The sequence below is a fragment of the Fulvivirga ulvae genome (assembly GCF_021389975.1).
In the GTDB taxonomy this organism is placed as follows: domain Bacteria; phylum Bacteroidota; class Bacteroidia; order Cytophagales; family Cyclobacteriaceae; genus Fulvivirga; species Fulvivirga ulvae.
Genome location: NZ_CP089981.1, coordinates 6,826,935 through 6,841,016, shown reverse-complemented (window position 1 = coordinate 6,841,016; position 14,082 = coordinate 6,826,935). Strand labels below are relative to the sequence as shown.

At 41.5% G+C, this 14,082-nt stretch carries 18 protein-coding genes; 16 read left to right on the top strand and 2 right to left on the bottom strand.

All coding sequences use genetic code 11. The features are described 5' to 3' along the window. Window positions 1-81: 81 nt before the first annotated feature. Window positions 82-672: a class I SAM-dependent methyltransferase gene (locus LVD17_RS27780; protein ID WP_233763634.1), complete on the top strand. Its 591-nt coding sequence runs from the start codon at window positions 82-84 to the stop codon at window positions 670-672. 165 nt (window positions 673-837) lie between these two features. Next, window positions 838-1,278, top strand: a complete 441-nt coding sequence (locus tag LVD17_RS27775; protein ID WP_233763633.1) for a ferritin-like domain-containing protein — start codon at window positions 838-840, stop codon at window positions 1,276-1,278. A 79-nt stretch (window positions 1,279-1,357) separates the two neighbouring features. Here LVD17_RS27775 and LVD17_RS27770 read toward each other — a convergent pair whose 3' ends face one another. Further along, entirely contained in the window at window positions 1,358-1,813 is a 456-nt protein-coding gene (locus LVD17_RS27770; protein WP_233763632.1) for a DUF4235 domain-containing protein, read from the bottom strand. A gap of 40 nt (window positions 1,814-1,853) precedes the next feature. Between LVD17_RS27770 and LVD17_RS27765 the strand changes: the two genes are divergently transcribed. From LVD17_RS27765 to LVD17_RS27755, 3 genes are read left to right on the top strand one after another with little or no spacing between them, the layout of a single operon-like run. Next, window positions 1,854-2,144 (top strand): GNAT family N-acetyltransferase, encoded by a 291-nt coding sequence (locus LVD17_RS27765; protein WP_233763631.1) that lies wholly within the window; start codon window positions 1,854-1,856, stop codon window positions 2,142-2,144. Between the two features lie 33 nt (window positions 2,145-2,177). Further along, complete coding sequence (locus tag LVD17_RS27760) at window positions 2,178-3,404, top strand: Pycsar system effector family protein (RefSeq protein ID WP_233763630.1); 1,227 nt, start codon at window positions 2,178-2,180, stop codon at window positions 3,402-3,404. Then, window positions 3,397-6,060, top strand: coding sequence for a BamA/TamA family outer membrane protein (locus LVD17_RS27755; RefSeq protein ID WP_233763629.1), 2,664 nt, complete (start codon window positions 3,397-3,399; stop codon window positions 6,058-6,060). Before LVD17_RS27760 ends, LVD17_RS27755 begins: the two co-directional genes overlap by 8 nt. 197 nt (window positions 6,061-6,257) lie before the next feature. Here the strand turns inward: LVD17_RS27755 and LVD17_RS27750 are convergent, their stop codons facing one another. Next, complete coding sequence (locus LVD17_RS27750; protein WP_233763628.1) at window positions 6,258-6,548, bottom strand: hypothetical protein; 291 nt, start codon at window positions 6,546-6,548, stop codon at window positions 6,258-6,260. Between the two features lie 345 nt (window positions 6,549-6,893). On the opposite strand from LVD17_RS27750, the gene LVD17_RS27745 reads away from it, so the two are divergent. From LVD17_RS27745 to LVD17_RS27695, 11 genes are all read left to right on the top strand, one after another. Continuing rightward, window positions 6,894-7,163, top strand: coding sequence for a YtxH domain-containing protein (locus tag LVD17_RS27745; RefSeq protein WP_233763626.1), 270 nt, complete (start codon window positions 6,894-6,896; stop codon window positions 7,161-7,163). Window positions 7,164-7,229: 66 nt separating this feature from the next. Further along, window positions 7,230-7,415, top strand: coding sequence for a CsbD family protein (locus LVD17_RS27740; protein ID WP_233763624.1), 186 nt, complete (start codon window positions 7,230-7,232; stop codon window positions 7,413-7,415). An 85-nt stretch (window positions 7,416-7,500) separates the two neighbouring features. After that, window positions 7,501-8,400, top strand: a complete 900-nt coding sequence (locus LVD17_RS27735) for a mechanosensitive ion channel family protein (RefSeq protein WP_233763622.1) — start codon at window positions 7,501-7,503, stop codon at window positions 8,398-8,400. Between the two features lie 38 nt (window positions 8,401-8,438). Further along, window positions 8,439-8,849, top strand: coding sequence for an arsenate reductase family protein (locus tag LVD17_RS27730; protein WP_233763621.1), 411 nt, complete (start codon window positions 8,439-8,441; stop codon window positions 8,847-8,849). Window positions 8,850-8,878: 29 nt separating this feature from the next. Continuing rightward, complete coding sequence (locus LVD17_RS27725) at window positions 8,879-9,364, top strand: sll1863 family stress response protein (RefSeq protein ID WP_233763620.1); 486 nt, start codon at window positions 8,879-8,881, stop codon at window positions 9,362-9,364. Between the two features lie 152 nt (window positions 9,365-9,516). Then, on the top strand, window positions 9,517-10,542 hold the full coding sequence (locus LVD17_RS27720) for a DNA topoisomerase IB (protein WP_233763617.1): 1,026 nt from the start codon (window positions 9,517-9,519) through the stop codon (window positions 10,540-10,542). Window positions 10,543-10,691: 149 nt separating this feature from the next. Further along, window positions 10,692-11,048: a hypothetical protein gene (locus tag LVD17_RS27715; protein WP_233763615.1), complete on the top strand. Its 357-nt coding sequence runs from the start codon at window positions 10,692-10,694 to the stop codon at window positions 11,046-11,048. Window positions 11,049-11,109: 61 nt separating this feature from the next. Next, the gene (locus LVD17_RS27710) at window positions 11,110-12,279 is read left to right on the top strand and encodes a baeRF7 domain-containing protein (protein ID WP_233763613.1); all 1,170 of its coding nucleotides are present in this window, start codon (window positions 11,110-11,112) and stop codon (window positions 12,277-12,279) included. Window positions 12,280-12,445: 166 nt separating this feature from the next. Further along, window positions 12,446-13,009, top strand: a complete 564-nt coding sequence (locus tag LVD17_RS27705) for a type 1 glutamine amidotransferase domain-containing protein (protein WP_233763611.1) — start codon at window positions 12,446-12,448, stop codon at window positions 13,007-13,009. Window positions 13,010-13,105: 96 nt separating this feature from the next. After that, on the top strand, window positions 13,106-13,537 hold the full coding sequence (locus tag LVD17_RS27700) for an Ohr family peroxiredoxin (protein ID WP_233763609.1): 432 nt from the start codon (window positions 13,106-13,108) through the stop codon (window positions 13,535-13,537). Next, window positions 13,537-13,971: a pyridoxamine 5'-phosphate oxidase family protein gene (locus LVD17_RS27695; protein ID WP_233763607.1), complete on the top strand. Its 435-nt coding sequence runs from the start codon at window positions 13,537-13,539 to the stop codon at window positions 13,969-13,971. Before LVD17_RS27700 ends, LVD17_RS27695 begins: the two co-directional genes overlap by 1 nt. The last annotated feature ends 111 nt before the right edge of the window (window positions 13,972-14,082 follow it).

Below are 14,082 nucleotides of genomic sequence, written 5' to 3'. Positions count from 1 at the left end.
ACTTGCAGCGTAAAATTATCCTTTATTTAATATAATTCAATAGAATCTCTTTCATTTGTAGCACTTAACGTTACCATTAACATGGCTGATATACAACTTGGCGAAAATTATTGGGATTCCCGATATCAGGAGGGGCAGACCCAATGGGATACCGGGGCAATAACTACACCACTTAAAGCATATTTCGATCAGTTGACGGACAAGTCTGTCTCAATACTGATCCCCGGATGTGGTAACGCCTACGAAGCGGAATATCTGCACCAGCAGGGATTTGAAAATGTATTTCTGGCAGATGTATCAGATATTCCCCTTCAGAATTTTTTTAAAAGATGCCCGGGTTTTCCTCGGGGGCACCTGCTACACAAAGACTTTTTTGATATTACTCTCAGGTTTGACTTCATTATAGAGCAAACATTCTTTTGTGCGCTGCATCCCTCGCAAAGAAGCGCGTATGCAAAAAAGTCCGCCGAATTGCTTAATAAGGGAGGTCACCTTGCGGGTGTGCTATTTAACGATTCGCTGTTTCATACTCACCCGCCCTATGGAGGTGAAAAAGATGAATATATTATATATTTCAAACCTTACTTTCACTTCAGGGTATTTGATGCATGCTATAATTCTATTAAGCCTAGGGAAGGAAGGGAACTTTTTATCAATCTGGTTAGGAAATAACAGGCTTTTGTGGGTTCATATACCCAACCTGGCTAATAATTGCAACGCCTGCAAGTCAAAAAATGATGCTATTCCCATATTCTTCTTCATGGAATAGTTTCTGCGTAGATATAATCAGACTGACCATAAAATTTATGGTTATTTCGAATTATAAAATAATCAGATATGAACACTGAAAGAAAAGCTATAAAAGAGGTACTCAATATATGCCATGACGGTGTTAAAGGATATGAACGGGCAGCAGAAGATGTAGAAAATGAAGAGTTCAGAACCATATTTCACCGGCTGGCACAGCAAAGGAAGCTGTTTATAGAAGAGCTGAAAAATGATATGAGGGACAGAGGTGCAGATCTGGAGGATTCAGGTACGGTAAAGGGCTACTTTCATCGTAACTGGCTTGATATTAAGGCAACTTTCTCCGGCAAAGAAGATTCAGCGGTAATTAGTGAAGCCAGAACGGGCGAAAAGGAGGCTTTGGATGTGTACGATGAAGCTTTAAATTCGGATGTGCCGCAGTACATCAAAGACAGGCTGCAAAAGCAACGCAGGCTGATTGCCGGGGCCATTGTACAGCTCAATGAATTTGAGAGAGAATTGGCTGGGTAAGTCATTATTTATAATGTGAATGAATGAAACAAAAAAGACCTGTGACAACAGGTCTTTTTTGTTTCAGAATAAGGTCGGGTTATGGAATTTCTTCAGGGGCTTCCAGGTAGTGTGGATCAAGGTCATGTTTTATTAAATCAGTGGTTAGCAACCGTGCCACGCCCGCAACTGCGCCGGTTAGTATACTCCAGCCTATGATGTGGATAGCCGTATGCCTGCTGCTTCTTATACTTCTGGGTGGATTTTCTTTGGCTATTTTTTTATAGCCGTAATCAAAAACCTTTTTTAAAGCAAGTCCGCTGATCATTACAGCGCCCTGAGCCAGTGCAAAATTCAAAATATCGTTTCTATTCTTAAACAGTGACATATTTCCTCTTTTTTCTGTTAACAGGTACAAATGATGTTCCATAGCATTAGTATCAGAGTAACAGGCCATTGGGGTTCCTTGTTGTGGAATCTCCGCCACATTCGGCGGTGGCGCATGCCTCGCACTACGCGCCACCTTCTTCCGTAAGCACTTTTTTAACGTTGGCATGCTTTTTACATCAGCATTATAAACTTTAAATAAAAAGCCTATGGACTGTTCCGTTAAATTAGATATGGTTGGCAAAAGGTTTACCACTACTGTTGATGGTAAAGAGGGTTATCTGCAATTCAGACAGATATCACCGCATGTATTTGACCTTAATTATATCAATGTGCATGAAGATCTGAGGGGGAAAGGAGTCGCTTCATCATTATTGCACAATGCATTGATTTTTGCCCAAAAGGAGCATATTCAGATTATACCCGGGTGCGAATTTGTAGAAACATTTCTCAGTAAACACCCGGAGTTCAGATGTGTGACCTGGCAGGAAGCTATATAATCGGGAGCGCATACTATCAACCTACAATATTTTATGACGATTAAAAAAGACACTGAAAAAAAAGAAACTGACACAGAGGAAAGTAAGAATGACATTGTTAAAAAGGCCGAAGCATATGTTTCTAAACTTTTTAATGACGATCTGCCAGATAAGTTGCTTTACCACAACCTGTCACACACGCAGGAAGTAGCGGAGATTGCTCAAAAGCTTGGAGGGATGAGTGAGATCAGTGATGAAGATATGGAAGCGCTGCTACTTGCTGCTTGGTTTCATGATACAGGCTACATAAAAAAATATAATGGCCATGAGGCCGAAAGCGTAAAGTATGCTGAGGAGTTCTTCAATAACAAGGAATATCCGGAACATCAGCAGCAGAAGGTATCAAAGCTTATTATGAGTACTGTTGCCGGGCATGAACCACAGGGATTGCTAGAAGAGCTCATTCATGATGCCGACATGGCCCATATGGGGCGCAAGCGCTTTTTCAGGAGGGGAGAATTACTCCGGGTGGAGCTTGAAAATTTCCAAAATACCTCTTACAAAGAACTGGACTGGGAAAAAAAGCAATATAGCTTTTTGGTCAACAATGTATTTTACTCTGAGGCAGGCAAGCAGGAATATGCCAAAAGGCGGGTAAAAAATATTAAAAAACAACGGCAGAACATCCTGAAGGCTCGTAAGATTACGGTTAGGACCAATACAGGTAAAGATTTTGGCCGGGGTATCGATACACTTTACAGAGCCAATTATCGCAACCACATTAATCTTAGTGCTATAGCGGATGGTAAAGCCAATATGATGATAAGCATCAATACCATCCTCATCTCAGTTATTGTTACCTTGTCTGGGGCCAGCCTTTCGGTGTTGCAGAGCTTTGCCATTGAAAATTTAAGATATACCATACCTATCATTATTTTATTGGTGGGGGCATTAATCTCTGTTTTTTTTGCAGTAATGTCTGCCAGGCCAAAGGTCACGAGTAAAGAGGTAGATATGAACGATGTTAAGGAAAACAAGATCAGCCTCTTATACTTTGGAAATTTTTTAGGCATTCCTAAGGAAGAGTTTGTAACCTATCTGAGCAATCTTAAGAAAGACCAGAAGAAACTCTATGATAGCATGTCCCTGGATCTCTATAACCTGGGGATAGTGCTTAAAGAGAAATACCGTTTGCTTACGGTATCCTATAATACATTCATTATTGGCCTTACAACCACTGTATTGGCTTTTATATTCATATTCTTTTATACAAATGCGTAAAGCGATGATCAAGTTTTTGATGAAGCCCGGGCAAGTAGTCTGTATGGCAATGGCATGTTGTTTAGCTTCTTGTAAACTATACAATAATCCTTTTGATGATTCTGTTACACAAAAAGTAATGGAGAAAAACGGGCATAACAAAGTAGTGGTACAGGCTGGCCGGACCTACCAGGCCAGTAGCTTTAAGAGACTGATGCTTGGAGACCATTATCGGGATGTATGGCTGGCGCCGGTTGAAGTACCGGTTATAAATCTCAACAAAGCCCGGGGAGGCTTGAAAATATTGGAAAAAGGGGGTGGAATGCAGACCTACTCCCTCAAACTGAAGGCGAATGACGGCCGGTTGTACTCGCTGCGTTCCATTCAAAAAGATCCTACACCAACTTTGCCGTATGCTCTTAAGTTTTCATTTGCTGATGATATTGTACAGGATCAGATCTCAGCATCGCACCCGTACGGAGCGTTTATACTTCCCCAGTTGGGAGATGCAGCAGGAATTTATCATACCAACCCTGAACTGGTCTATATTCCCGACTCACCCGAATTGGGCGAATACAGGGAGGACTTTGGGGGTATGCTGGCCATGCTTGAGGAAGATGCAGATGAGGACTGGTCCGGATATGAAGATTTCGGAGGAACCAAAAATGCAGTCAGTACAGAAACGGTTAGGGAAGAGCTGAATGATGATAACGATAATCGTGTAGATCAGGAAAACTTTCTGCGTGCACGACTTTTTGATATATGGATCGGAGATTGGGATCGGCATGGCGGACAGTTTCGGTGGGCAGAATTTGAAGATGATAATGGTAAGTATTACAGACCTATTCCCGAAGACCGTGATAATATCTTCTTTAAGTTTGATGGCTTTGTACCCTGGTGGGCCAGTAGAAAATGGGCCTTGAGAAAATTTCAGGATTTCCAGCCAGAGATCCGGGATATTGCAGGGTTTAATTTCAATGCCAGATATATAGACCGTAGGTTTCTTACGGACCTTTCTAAAGAACAATGGATAGAAATGGCCCGAGACCTACAGAGCAGGCTGACAGATGAAATTATTGAAAATGCAGTACTGTCCATGCCCGATACTGTCTTTGAGCTCAGTGGCGAGGAACTGACCAATACACTAAAGGCCAGAAGAAATAATCTGGAACGTTTTGCATTGGACTATTACCTCATTTTGGCCAAAGAGGTCAATGTAGTAGGTAGCAATAAGGAAGAATACTTTGAGGTAGTAAGAAGGGACGATGGTAATACCGAAGTAAATGTTTACGAAGCTTCCGACGAAGGTAAGAAGGAAAGGCAGTTCTACAATCGTGTATTCTACCCTGACGAAACTGATGAGGTACGGCTTTATGGGCTCGGAGGTGAAGACTACTTCTATGTTTCCGGTGAGGGTAAAAAGGGGATACGGGTGAGGATTATCGGAGGGCCTGATGAAGATACATTTGCCGACTCGTCCAAAGTTAGCGGCATCAGAGATATGACTGTCTATTATGATGACAGTGACAATGAAAATGACATTGAAGATGGCCCTGAAACCAAACTTGTGATTGATGAAGATCCGAAAAATAATCAATACGACTTCGAGGATTTTAGATATGGGTATTTGGGTCCAACAGGATACTTTGGAGCCAATAGCGACGATGGTATCTTTTTCGGTGGTGGGGTAATCATTAAAACGCAAGGCTTCAGGAAAGACCCCTATGCAAGCAAGCATCGTATCGTGGCCAATTTTGCACCTAAAACCGGAGCATGGAATTTTGAATACAATGCTGATTTTATCAGACTAGTCGGCGACCTTGGTTTTAATATGGACCTTCTTATAAGAGCCCCAAACTTCTTTACCAATTTCTATGGCTTTGGTAATGAAAGTGAAAGGACAGTAACTGACGATGATAGCTTTTATGATGTTCGTTACGAGGAATTATTGTTTTTTCCGGGGCTGCAACTTAATATGAAACATGCAACGGTTAAATTTGGCCCGTCGTATCAATACGCGAAAGTTGAAAAAGGCGGAGACCGCTTTATAGACCTGGTGGGACCTTCTCTTGATCCGGGACTTTTTGACTCAAATCACTTCTTGGGTTTCGAGTTTGATGCCGATATAAGGACCACTGAGATAGAAAGTAAACCTGAAAAAGGTGTTCGGTGGAATACCGAATTAATGTGGATGAGCGAACTGAATAACGATAACAGTAAGTTTAGCAAAATAAGAAGTGATTTCAGTGTGTATTACACCGTAGACATTCCTCTGGAAACAACTTTTGCCGTGCGCATAGGAGGGGAGAGTATATCGGGAGATTTTAATTTTTATCAGGCGGCTACCATAGGTGGCAATGCAGGCCTTAATCGCCTGGGTAATGTGCGTGGTTATGGACGAGATCGCTTTGCAGGGCGTAGCAGTATATATCAAAACAATGAGATAAGAGTGCGGCTCGCCAAAGTCCCTTTTTACTATCTTCCCTTTGAGTTTGGCATTTCCGGACATTTTGATCAGGGTCGGGTATGGTTCGATGGTGAAGACTCTGATAAATGGCATACCGGCTTTGGCGGCGGTTTCTGGATCGCCCCGTTGGGTAGGTGGGTGTTCACCGCTGTTTATACAGAGAGCGACGAAGACTCTATCTATAACATTAATCTTGGCTTTCTTTTCTGATGGTAATTTCAAAGATGCATGACTAACTCTGAAAGTCAGGCTAAGCTGATCCTTTAAGGAATAAGGGATTTTTATACATGGAAAGGCTATTGCTTATTAATAACAAAAGCAGGACATCCTAAGGCCATAAATCCATCATTTGGATTTATGGCCTTAAAAATATCCTTAAACAAATTGCTTTATAAATCCGCAAAGCATTATTTATTTTCGCTATGATGCGCGTTTTTCAAAAACTTCTCCAGCTCCAAACTAGAATCAGCTCCGTAGGCATCTACTAAGGTCCCTTTGTCACCATCCTGGGTTTCTATAGAATAGAGAATAGCCATATCAGCAGGGTCAGAGTCGCCCTCAAACCTATACTCGTCGATAATGGTCAGGTCCTCGGCCTGGTAGCTTTTTTCCTTGTCAGTTGTAAGAAGTTTATTATCCCTATAAATAAAGTCTAGCGTATAACCCCTGTCTTTTAGGGTTTTGACAACTTCAGACATTGGTTTTAAATTATGAGTAGACATGCTTTTAAAATTTTTTGAGTTAACGTTTTGCTGACAAAGTAATGTGCTAATGTTATGCCACCTGAAAAATTATGCCTGACTATTCGTTCTGGTCATATAGGGGCACCAGTCTTTGGTCTATTTCTACAAACTGTAGAAGATACTACACGGGTTTGGAGTTTAAGACCGACTAATAAAAGCTTTCCAACACCTCTAAAATTCTTTAAAATACTGATTTACATATGTTTGGAAGGGCGATATTCTTTTTGGTATGCCTTTTTCAGTGTATCTATTATACCTGGATAGAACCGGGTGATGTTAAATACAAAAAATATAAGAGTTATGGACAACAGCACAAAGATAATAGTGGGATTCGCAGCAGGAGCTTTAGCCGGTGCGCTGACAGGATTATTACTCGCCCCGGAAAGCGGTCCTAAAACAAGGAAAAGGCTTACGAAGGAATCTGAAAAACTGAAGGATTCTTTATCACAATCAATAACTGAAGCTTTGGATGCAGCCAAGGTAAAGTACAATTCCCTGCTGGGAGAATATGCCGAAGCCACTAAAAAGACTACAGATAGAGTTAAAAAGTCTGCCAGGGTCAATAGTTGATCCTTGTAGTAATCAAATAATAAAAACAATTAAAATTAAAATCAACAAACTAAAACAGATAAGGCCATGAACGATTTAAAAGTAAAAGGAAACTGGAATGTGATAAAAGGTAAGATGAAACAAAAATATGGAGAGCTTACCGATGATGATCTCACTTATGTGGAAGGTAAGGAAGAGGAACTTCTCGGCCGCCTTCAAAAGAAAACCGGAAAGACTAAGGATGCACTAAAAAGAGAGATAGAGAGCTATTAATCTTTTATGAGCCTGTACAAAAGTCCTGGGTCCGTAAATCCGGGGCTTTTTTTATTACTGATCCTGATAAGCTTTATAAAATAAAATGAAAATCAGCTTAGAGCAACCCCTTGAAAAGGTTTCGGACAAGATTAATGACTGGCTTGAGACACTGGTAGCCATGCTGCCCAATATGGCGCTGGCTATCATTCTGCTCATAGTCTTTTTCCTTTTTGCCAAAGCCATACAAAAGGTTTTTGTCAGGCTTTTTGACAAAACTTCTGATAATAAGGCTCTTCAAAACCTGTTTGGCACCATAATCTACTATCTGGTACTGGGAGTAGGTATTTTCATTATTTTGGGAGTACTTAAGCTAGATAAAACGGTTACCTCCCTGCTGGCTGGTGTGGGTGTAATAGGACTTGCGCTGGGGTTTGCTTTTCAGGATGTGGCATCCAACTTTGTCTGCGGCATTATTCTAGCCTTTAGAAGGCCCTCCAAAGTCGGAGATATTGTAAAAGTTAAGGACTTCATGGGCACGGTAGTACGCACTAACCTGCGCGTAACAGTGATCAAAACCTTCCAGGGGCAGGAAGTATACATACCCAATAAAGAAGTACTTCAGAGCCCCATCATCAACTATACAGTATTGGGTGAAAGGCGCATCGATATCCCTGTAGGCATATCATATGGAGACGATCTCGAAAAAGTAGAAAGTGTAGTGTCTGCTACCATTGCAAAACTGGAAGGTGTGATAAGGAAAGAAGACATCATCTTTGACTACTACGAGTTTGGGGACAGTTCCATTAATTTCAACATCAGATTCTGGATCAGGTACCCTGATCAGCCCGGATACCTAAACATGAAAAACGCGGCAATTATGGCAATAAAAAAGGCATTTGATGCAAATGATATTACGATTCCATTTCCTATTCGCACGCTGGATTTTGGTATTAAAGGAGGTGAAAAGTTATCAGAAATGAAGCTGATGACCGCGGAATCGTAGCGTGTGAAGAGGTAATTATAATTACAAAACAATTAAAGATGAAAGCGAAAGAAAACGAAATACTGCTAATATATAATTCTGAAAAACAGCAGGATAGAAAGGCCAAGGGCTATGCAGATTCTCTGAAAGACCACGCCCTGAATGAAAGGGATGTAGTAACAGACAACCTCACGGAAACTCAGATAGCTGAAATAGCCCGTGACATGGATATTGAGATCGCCGAAATGGTAGATAAAAACGCTGACCTGTATATGCAGGAATATAAAAACAAATCATTGTCAGACGAAGAGCTTACAAAAGTACTTGCCAAAAAACCGGAGATGATTAAAACCCCGATTGCCTATGTAGGCTCTGAGGTTTTTTTCGTGGGATCTGCTTATGATTTTGTAAATAAAGACTTTGACATTGAGGGAGTAAAGTCTCACAAAGCCAACAAGTTTGAAAAATAACCTATTGAGTTAATTAAAAGATAATTGATATGAAAACGATTAGTAAATTCTGGACTCTGTCTATAGTATGTTTTATGATGCTTTTTGCAGTACAATGTGATCCGCCGAATGAGAGGGCTGATAGTGAAGACCTGAACACTGACTATGAAGAGGTTGGTGAAGAGGCTGGTAGCGAAATAAGCGACGCTGGTGACGAAATGGCACGTGAGCGTGATGAGCTTAAGAACGAGATCAACGAGGTGCTGGCAGATATTGATGCTAAGCTTGAGAGAATCGATAATGAGATAGAAGAGGAGTCTGCCGATGCCAAAGCCAACCTTGAAAAAACAAGGGAAAACCTGAAAATGGAAAAGCAAAAGCTTGAAAAACGACTTGAAAAGGTAGAGTCGGCCGGTGAAAGTAACTGGGAGGAGATTAAACATGAAACAGAAATGGCCTTTGAAGATGTAGAAGCGAAAATCCAGCAGGCCGGGGAGGACATCGAAGAGGCTTTCGATGACGATAATAACAGATAAATCTATGCGGAGTTGTTTCAAAAACAGACAGCATCAATTCCCTCTGTGGTTAAATCCATATATTGAGGTAGTATAGATGCAAGTCTTACTTTTGAGACAGCTCCTTTTTTAAAACCATCCCTGAAATATTTCCCTCCTCAACAGCCGCACGGATGCAGCAGATTAACGATTGCCCTCACCAGCTTGTACATGTTACAGATAATGATCCCGGGTTCACACGCCACAAATGGGGACGCGGCTTTATTTACAAAGACTGCAGAGGCAAAAAAATATCCGATAAAGAGATCCTTGCCAGAATCAGTAAGTTGGTGATACCACCAATGTGGGACAAGGTATGGATATGCCCGCAGGAAAACGGTCATATGCAGGTAACAGGGTATGATGTGAAGGGGCGTAAGCAATACATCTATCACAAGTTATGGGTATACCACAGACAAAACTCGAAATATGGTAAGTTGGGCGAGTTTGGAACTATCTTGCCGGTGATCCGGAGAAAAATAGAAAAAGATATCAACCTGAAAGGCTGGCCCAAAGAAAAGATACTTTCACTGATTGTAATGCTGCTGGATGCGCACTATATCAGAATAGGTAACAGGTACTACGAAAAGGAAAATAAAACCTATGGACTTACTACTTTGAGACGCAAGCATTTGGCGGAAAAAAACGGCAAGCTTTATCTCAGCTATAAAGCTAAAAGTGGTAAATACCGGGAAGTGCAAATAGCCAGTAAAAAACTTGTAAAGCTTATTAAAAAGATTTCCGAGCTGCCCGGCTATGAGATATTCAAGTATCAGGACGAAAATAAAACCATACAGCGTCTTGACTCGCAAGAGGTAAACCGCTATCTGGAGATCGTATCCGGTGATTGCTTTACTGCCAAGGACTTCCGCACCTGGGGAGGAACAGTGCTCGCGATTAATTATTACAAAGAGGTACTTGAAGAAATAAAACACAACCCCCGGCTTAATCTGGAGACGAATATTGTAAAACGAGTAGCCGCCACTCTGGGAAATACAGTGGCAACTTGCAAAGAGTATTACATCCATCCCAAAGTGTTGGAAGTATTGGTTAATGACGAGGTCAGCAAGTTTAGTAAAAGGCCCTTGCCCCCAATGAAATATAAAAATGAACTCTCTGCTCACGAAAAGCTCGCCTTAAAGATCATCACTGCCCGGTAGCTGTTTTCCTGCCGCCGTTGTGTAAAACTCCCTCAGACGGGGGAATGAATTCTACATTGTTTATTTCGAAGAGAGCATTCTATTTTCAAAAATGGATTTTCATTCTGGCATAATATTGATGCCCTTACAGGTAACCAAAGCATTTACCTATGAAGAATCAGCAAAACCAAATTCACCTGAACAACATCCTGAGTTGCATTAACGAGATTGAGAATAATTGTACCGACCTCTCCGGGGATCTGTTAATTGATGAAGAACTTAGAATGACCTTATACAGAAACCTGACCATGCTGGGAATGGAAGCTTCAAGGGTTGATATTGCCCACCCGGCCCTCACCACCCTCAGTAGTTTTGAAAAAGCAGACTATATCGATGGGCTCGGCAAAGACGTATACGCAGTGTCTCAATTCATAATAAATGACCTGGAATATTTGAAAAAATCCCTGGTACATCTCTCATCGAGACTCACACAAAGTAAGAAAAACAAGGATTTTGCAATGGCCTGACAGGTAGCAGGTATGTTTTTTGGATTACTTAAATATAACATCACTAAAACATAAAATTAACATGGACATATTTAAGAAATCAGAATTTTTGAACCTTGCGGAAGTACAGGATGCCCACTGTGTGTCCATCTATATACCAACCCACAGGGTTAGTACGCCGGATAATATCTATAAAGACCAGACTTCACTAAAAAATAAGCTTAAAGAGACAGCACAGCAGCTTACGGGTTTCGGATTAAGCGATGAACAGGCCAGGGCATATTTAAAGCCGGGCTACGATCTGTTGGAAAATGAGAGGTTTTGGAGCAGGCTTTCCGATGGTCTGGCGATATTCATTTATAATAATGAATTTAAATTCTATGTATTGCCATCAGTTTTTGATGAGTATTCATTCGTATCGAATCATTTGTACCTCAAGCCGTTAGTGGAATTTCTTCATGGCGAAGGCAGGCATTTCATTATGATGTTGAGCCTGGGCAACGTACAATTTTTTGAGGCCACACGAAATACCATAGTGGAGGTTACTGTAGAGGGGCTTATACCACAAGCTATCGAAGAAGCAGTAGGGACCGACTATGTGCAGAAAACTTTGCAATGGAGGTCAGGTCAGGGAGAAAAAGGTGATAGTCCCGGGATGTTTCACGGGCATGGAGCCGGTAATGAAAACGAGAAAAAAAATGAAGCCCTTAAGTACTTCAGAGCTATTGATGAAGGTCTCCTGAAAATGCTTCATGATGAACACGTGCCTCTTGTAATAGCGTGTGTGGATTACCTTTTTCCCATATACAAGGAAGTAAACACATATCAACACCTCCATGATAAGCATATCAGTGGTAACCACGAAAGAACAGACCTGACCCTGTTAAAAGAAAAAGCCTGGGAGATAGTAAGAGATCAGTTCGATTATGAAAAAAGTGAAGCCGAAGGAAAATATCAGTTGCAGCTCAGCAAAGGCAGGGCAGCCTTTAATGTGGAAGAAGTCATACCCGCAGCTATTATTGGCCGGGCTGAAACGCTGTTTATCAAAAGGGGAGATCATGTGTGGGGAACTTATAATAAAGATGAAAATAAAGTAAATATTGACAGCATGCACCGGATAGGTAATACCGATCTGCTTAATAAAGCAGCCGTGGAAACTGTAAAAAATGGTGGGGAAGTTTATGTCCTTGCAGAGGATGATATGCCCGACGGTACTACATCCGCCAATGCGGTGTTCCGGTACCAGATGTAACTAACTCCCCGAAACTGTGTTACTTGTGTATCCAACTCCCCGGTGAAGTATACTATACTCCCTGTACGAATAGATGCTGATAGCAACTGGGGTTTTGGCATAATCTTTTTACTGGTATCCGGAAATCTGAGTTGATATTATTTATTCGAACAAAAAAATAAAAGACATGAACAACTTACTCGAAAATAGAAAAGTGGCCATAGTGGCCACCAACGGATTTGAAGAAATAGAGCTTACCGCGCCCAAAGAAGCACTCGAAGGTGCCGGTGCCGAGGTACATCTGGTGTCTCCCGAGTCAGGGAAAATCAAAGCCTGGGATAAAACCAATTGGGGGGCAGAATATTCCGTAGATAAAAACATTAGCGATGTAAGCTCGCATGATTACAACGCGCTGTTACTTCCGGGAGGAGTTTTAAATCCGGACCATTTGAGAACGGATGAAAAGGTGATCTCTTTTGTGAAAAGTTTTTTGGCAGATAAAAAACCGGTAGCAGCTATCTGTCACGGGCCATGGACACTGGTGGAAACAGGTCTGTTGAAAGGCAGAAAAGTGACCTCATACCCTTCAATAAAGACAGACCTGATCAATGCAGGAGCCGAATGGGTAGATCAGGAAGTAGTAGTGGATAATGGCTTGGTTACCAGCAGGAAACCTGATGATATACCGGCATTTAACAAAAAAATGATCGAAGAGTTCCGGGAAGGAATACATGAACCTCAGGTTCAGTAATGTGTTGAAAAATATTACAAAGAGGCTGTTTCATAAACATACTTTGGAGCATCCTCTTCTTTTATTAACGAGTTTAAAAAAACAAACCAGATATAAATGAAACCCATATATACAGCCGAAGTTACTGCCCAGGGTGGTCGCGACGGTAACATTAAATCTCAGGATGGAAATCTCAATCTTCAGCTGGCAAAGCCGGAATCCATGGGCGGAGATGGTTCTGCCGGTGCTAACCCTGAGCAGCTCTTTGCTGCTGCGTACGGCCCGTGTTTTCTTGAGTCAATGAAAGAAATGGCCAGGCACCTGAAAGTTGATCTAAGCGATCCGAAGGTAATAGTAAAAGTATCCTTCCATGATAACGACGGTAAATTCCATTTGTCAGCTGCATTGAACATAGTAGACGAAGCAGTGGAGGAAGACGTACTGACAGATCTTGTCAAAAAGACCCATCAGGTGTGCCCATACTCAAAAGCCACACGTGGCAACATTGAAATAATACTTACTGCCAATAAAATAGAAGTTGAAGCCTGATGGAAAACGGAGGAGAAAAACTGAGAGATGATATCGCCGCCATAGAGGTGGCGATGTTAACAACCATGGACGATAACCATAACCTGAGAAGCAGACCCATGTACACCCTCCAGCTCGACGGAGAGGGTGTACTTTGGTTTTTTACGATGCGCGACTCTCCAAAACTTGACGAAATAGAAGAGAATAACCACGTTAACCTTAATTACGCTGATGCCAACAGCCATACATACATTTCAATCACAGGTACAGCAGTGTGCGTAGATGATGAGGAGCGCAAAGAAAAATTCTGGAACCCCATACACGAGGCCTGGTTCCCCAAAGGGAAAGACGACCCAAATCTGTGCCTGCTCAAAGTCAGGATCAAACATGCGGAACTATGGGATACCGAGACCTCATCCATGAGAGAGCTGATCAAGGTGGAGGAGGTAAAATAGCACTTCTTTAAAAATATTGTGTAAATCACCTGGCAAATACTTAATTGCTAAGGCAATGTTGATTATAAAACTATTAACACTTAATAACTTTACAGCGCATGATCGATAGCT

Excerpts from the sequence above, each read along its gene's own strand:
- LVD17_RS27755 (WP_233763629.1), top strand. The coding sequence starts at position 3,397 with ATGCGTAAAGCGATGATCAAGTTTTTGATGAAGCCCGGGCAAGTAGTC.
- LVD17_RS27780 (WP_233763634.1), top strand. The coding sequence starts at position 82 with ATGGCTGATATACAACTTGGCGAAAATTATTGGGATTCCCGATATCAG.
- LVD17_RS27700 (WP_233763609.1), top strand. The coding sequence starts at position 13,106 with ATGAAACCCATATATACAGCCGAAGTTACTGCCCAGGGTGGTCGCGAC.
- LVD17_RS27715 (WP_233763615.1), top strand. The coding sequence starts at position 10,692 with ATGAAGAATCAGCAAAACCAAATTCACCTGAACAACATCCTGAGTTGC.
- LVD17_RS27760 (WP_233763630.1), top strand. The coding sequence starts at position 2,178 with ATGACGATTAAAAAAGACACTGAAAAAAAAGAAACTGACACAGAGGAA.
- LVD17_RS27770 (WP_233763632.1), bottom strand. The coding sequence starts at position 1,813 with ATGCCAACGTTAAAAAAGTGCTTACGGAAGAAGGTGGCGCGTAGTGCG.
- LVD17_RS27730 (WP_233763621.1), top strand. The coding sequence starts at position 8,439 with ATGAAAGCGAAAGAAAACGAAATACTGCTAATATATAATTCTGAAAAA.
- LVD17_RS27740 (WP_233763624.1), top strand. The coding sequence starts at position 7,230 with ATGAACGATTTAAAAGTAAAAGGAAACTGGAATGTGATAAAAGGTAAG.
- LVD17_RS27705 (WP_233763611.1), top strand. The coding sequence starts at position 12,446 with ATGAACAACTTACTCGAAAATAGAAAAGTGGCCATAGTGGCCACCAAC.
- LVD17_RS27720 (WP_233763617.1), top strand. The coding sequence starts at position 9,517 with ATGCAGCAGATTAACGATTGCCCTCACCAGCTTGTACATGTTACAGAT.
- LVD17_RS27695 (WP_233763607.1), top strand. The coding sequence starts at position 13,537 with ATGGAAAACGGAGGAGAAAAACTGAGAGATGATATCGCCGCCATAGAG.
- LVD17_RS27750 (WP_233763628.1), bottom strand. The coding sequence starts at position 6,548 with ATGTCTGAAGTTGTCAAAACCCTAAAAGACAGGGGTTATACGCTAGAC.
- LVD17_RS27710 (WP_233763613.1), top strand. The coding sequence starts at position 11,110 with ATGGACATATTTAAGAAATCAGAATTTTTGAACCTTGCGGAAGTACAG.
- LVD17_RS27735 (WP_233763622.1), top strand. The coding sequence starts at position 7,501 with ATGAAAATCAGCTTAGAGCAACCCCTTGAAAAGGTTTCGGACAAGATT.
- LVD17_RS27765 (WP_233763631.1), top strand. The coding sequence starts at position 1,854 with ATGGACTGTTCCGTTAAATTAGATATGGTTGGCAAAAGGTTTACCACT.
- LVD17_RS27725 (WP_233763620.1), top strand. The coding sequence starts at position 8,879 with ATGAAAACGATTAGTAAATTCTGGACTCTGTCTATAGTATGTTTTATG.
- LVD17_RS27745 (WP_233763626.1), top strand. The coding sequence starts at position 6,894 with ATGGACAACAGCACAAAGATAATAGTGGGATTCGCAGCAGGAGCTTTA.
- LVD17_RS27775 (WP_233763633.1), top strand. The coding sequence starts at position 838 with ATGAACACTGAAAGAAAAGCTATAAAAGAGGTACTCAATATATGCCAT.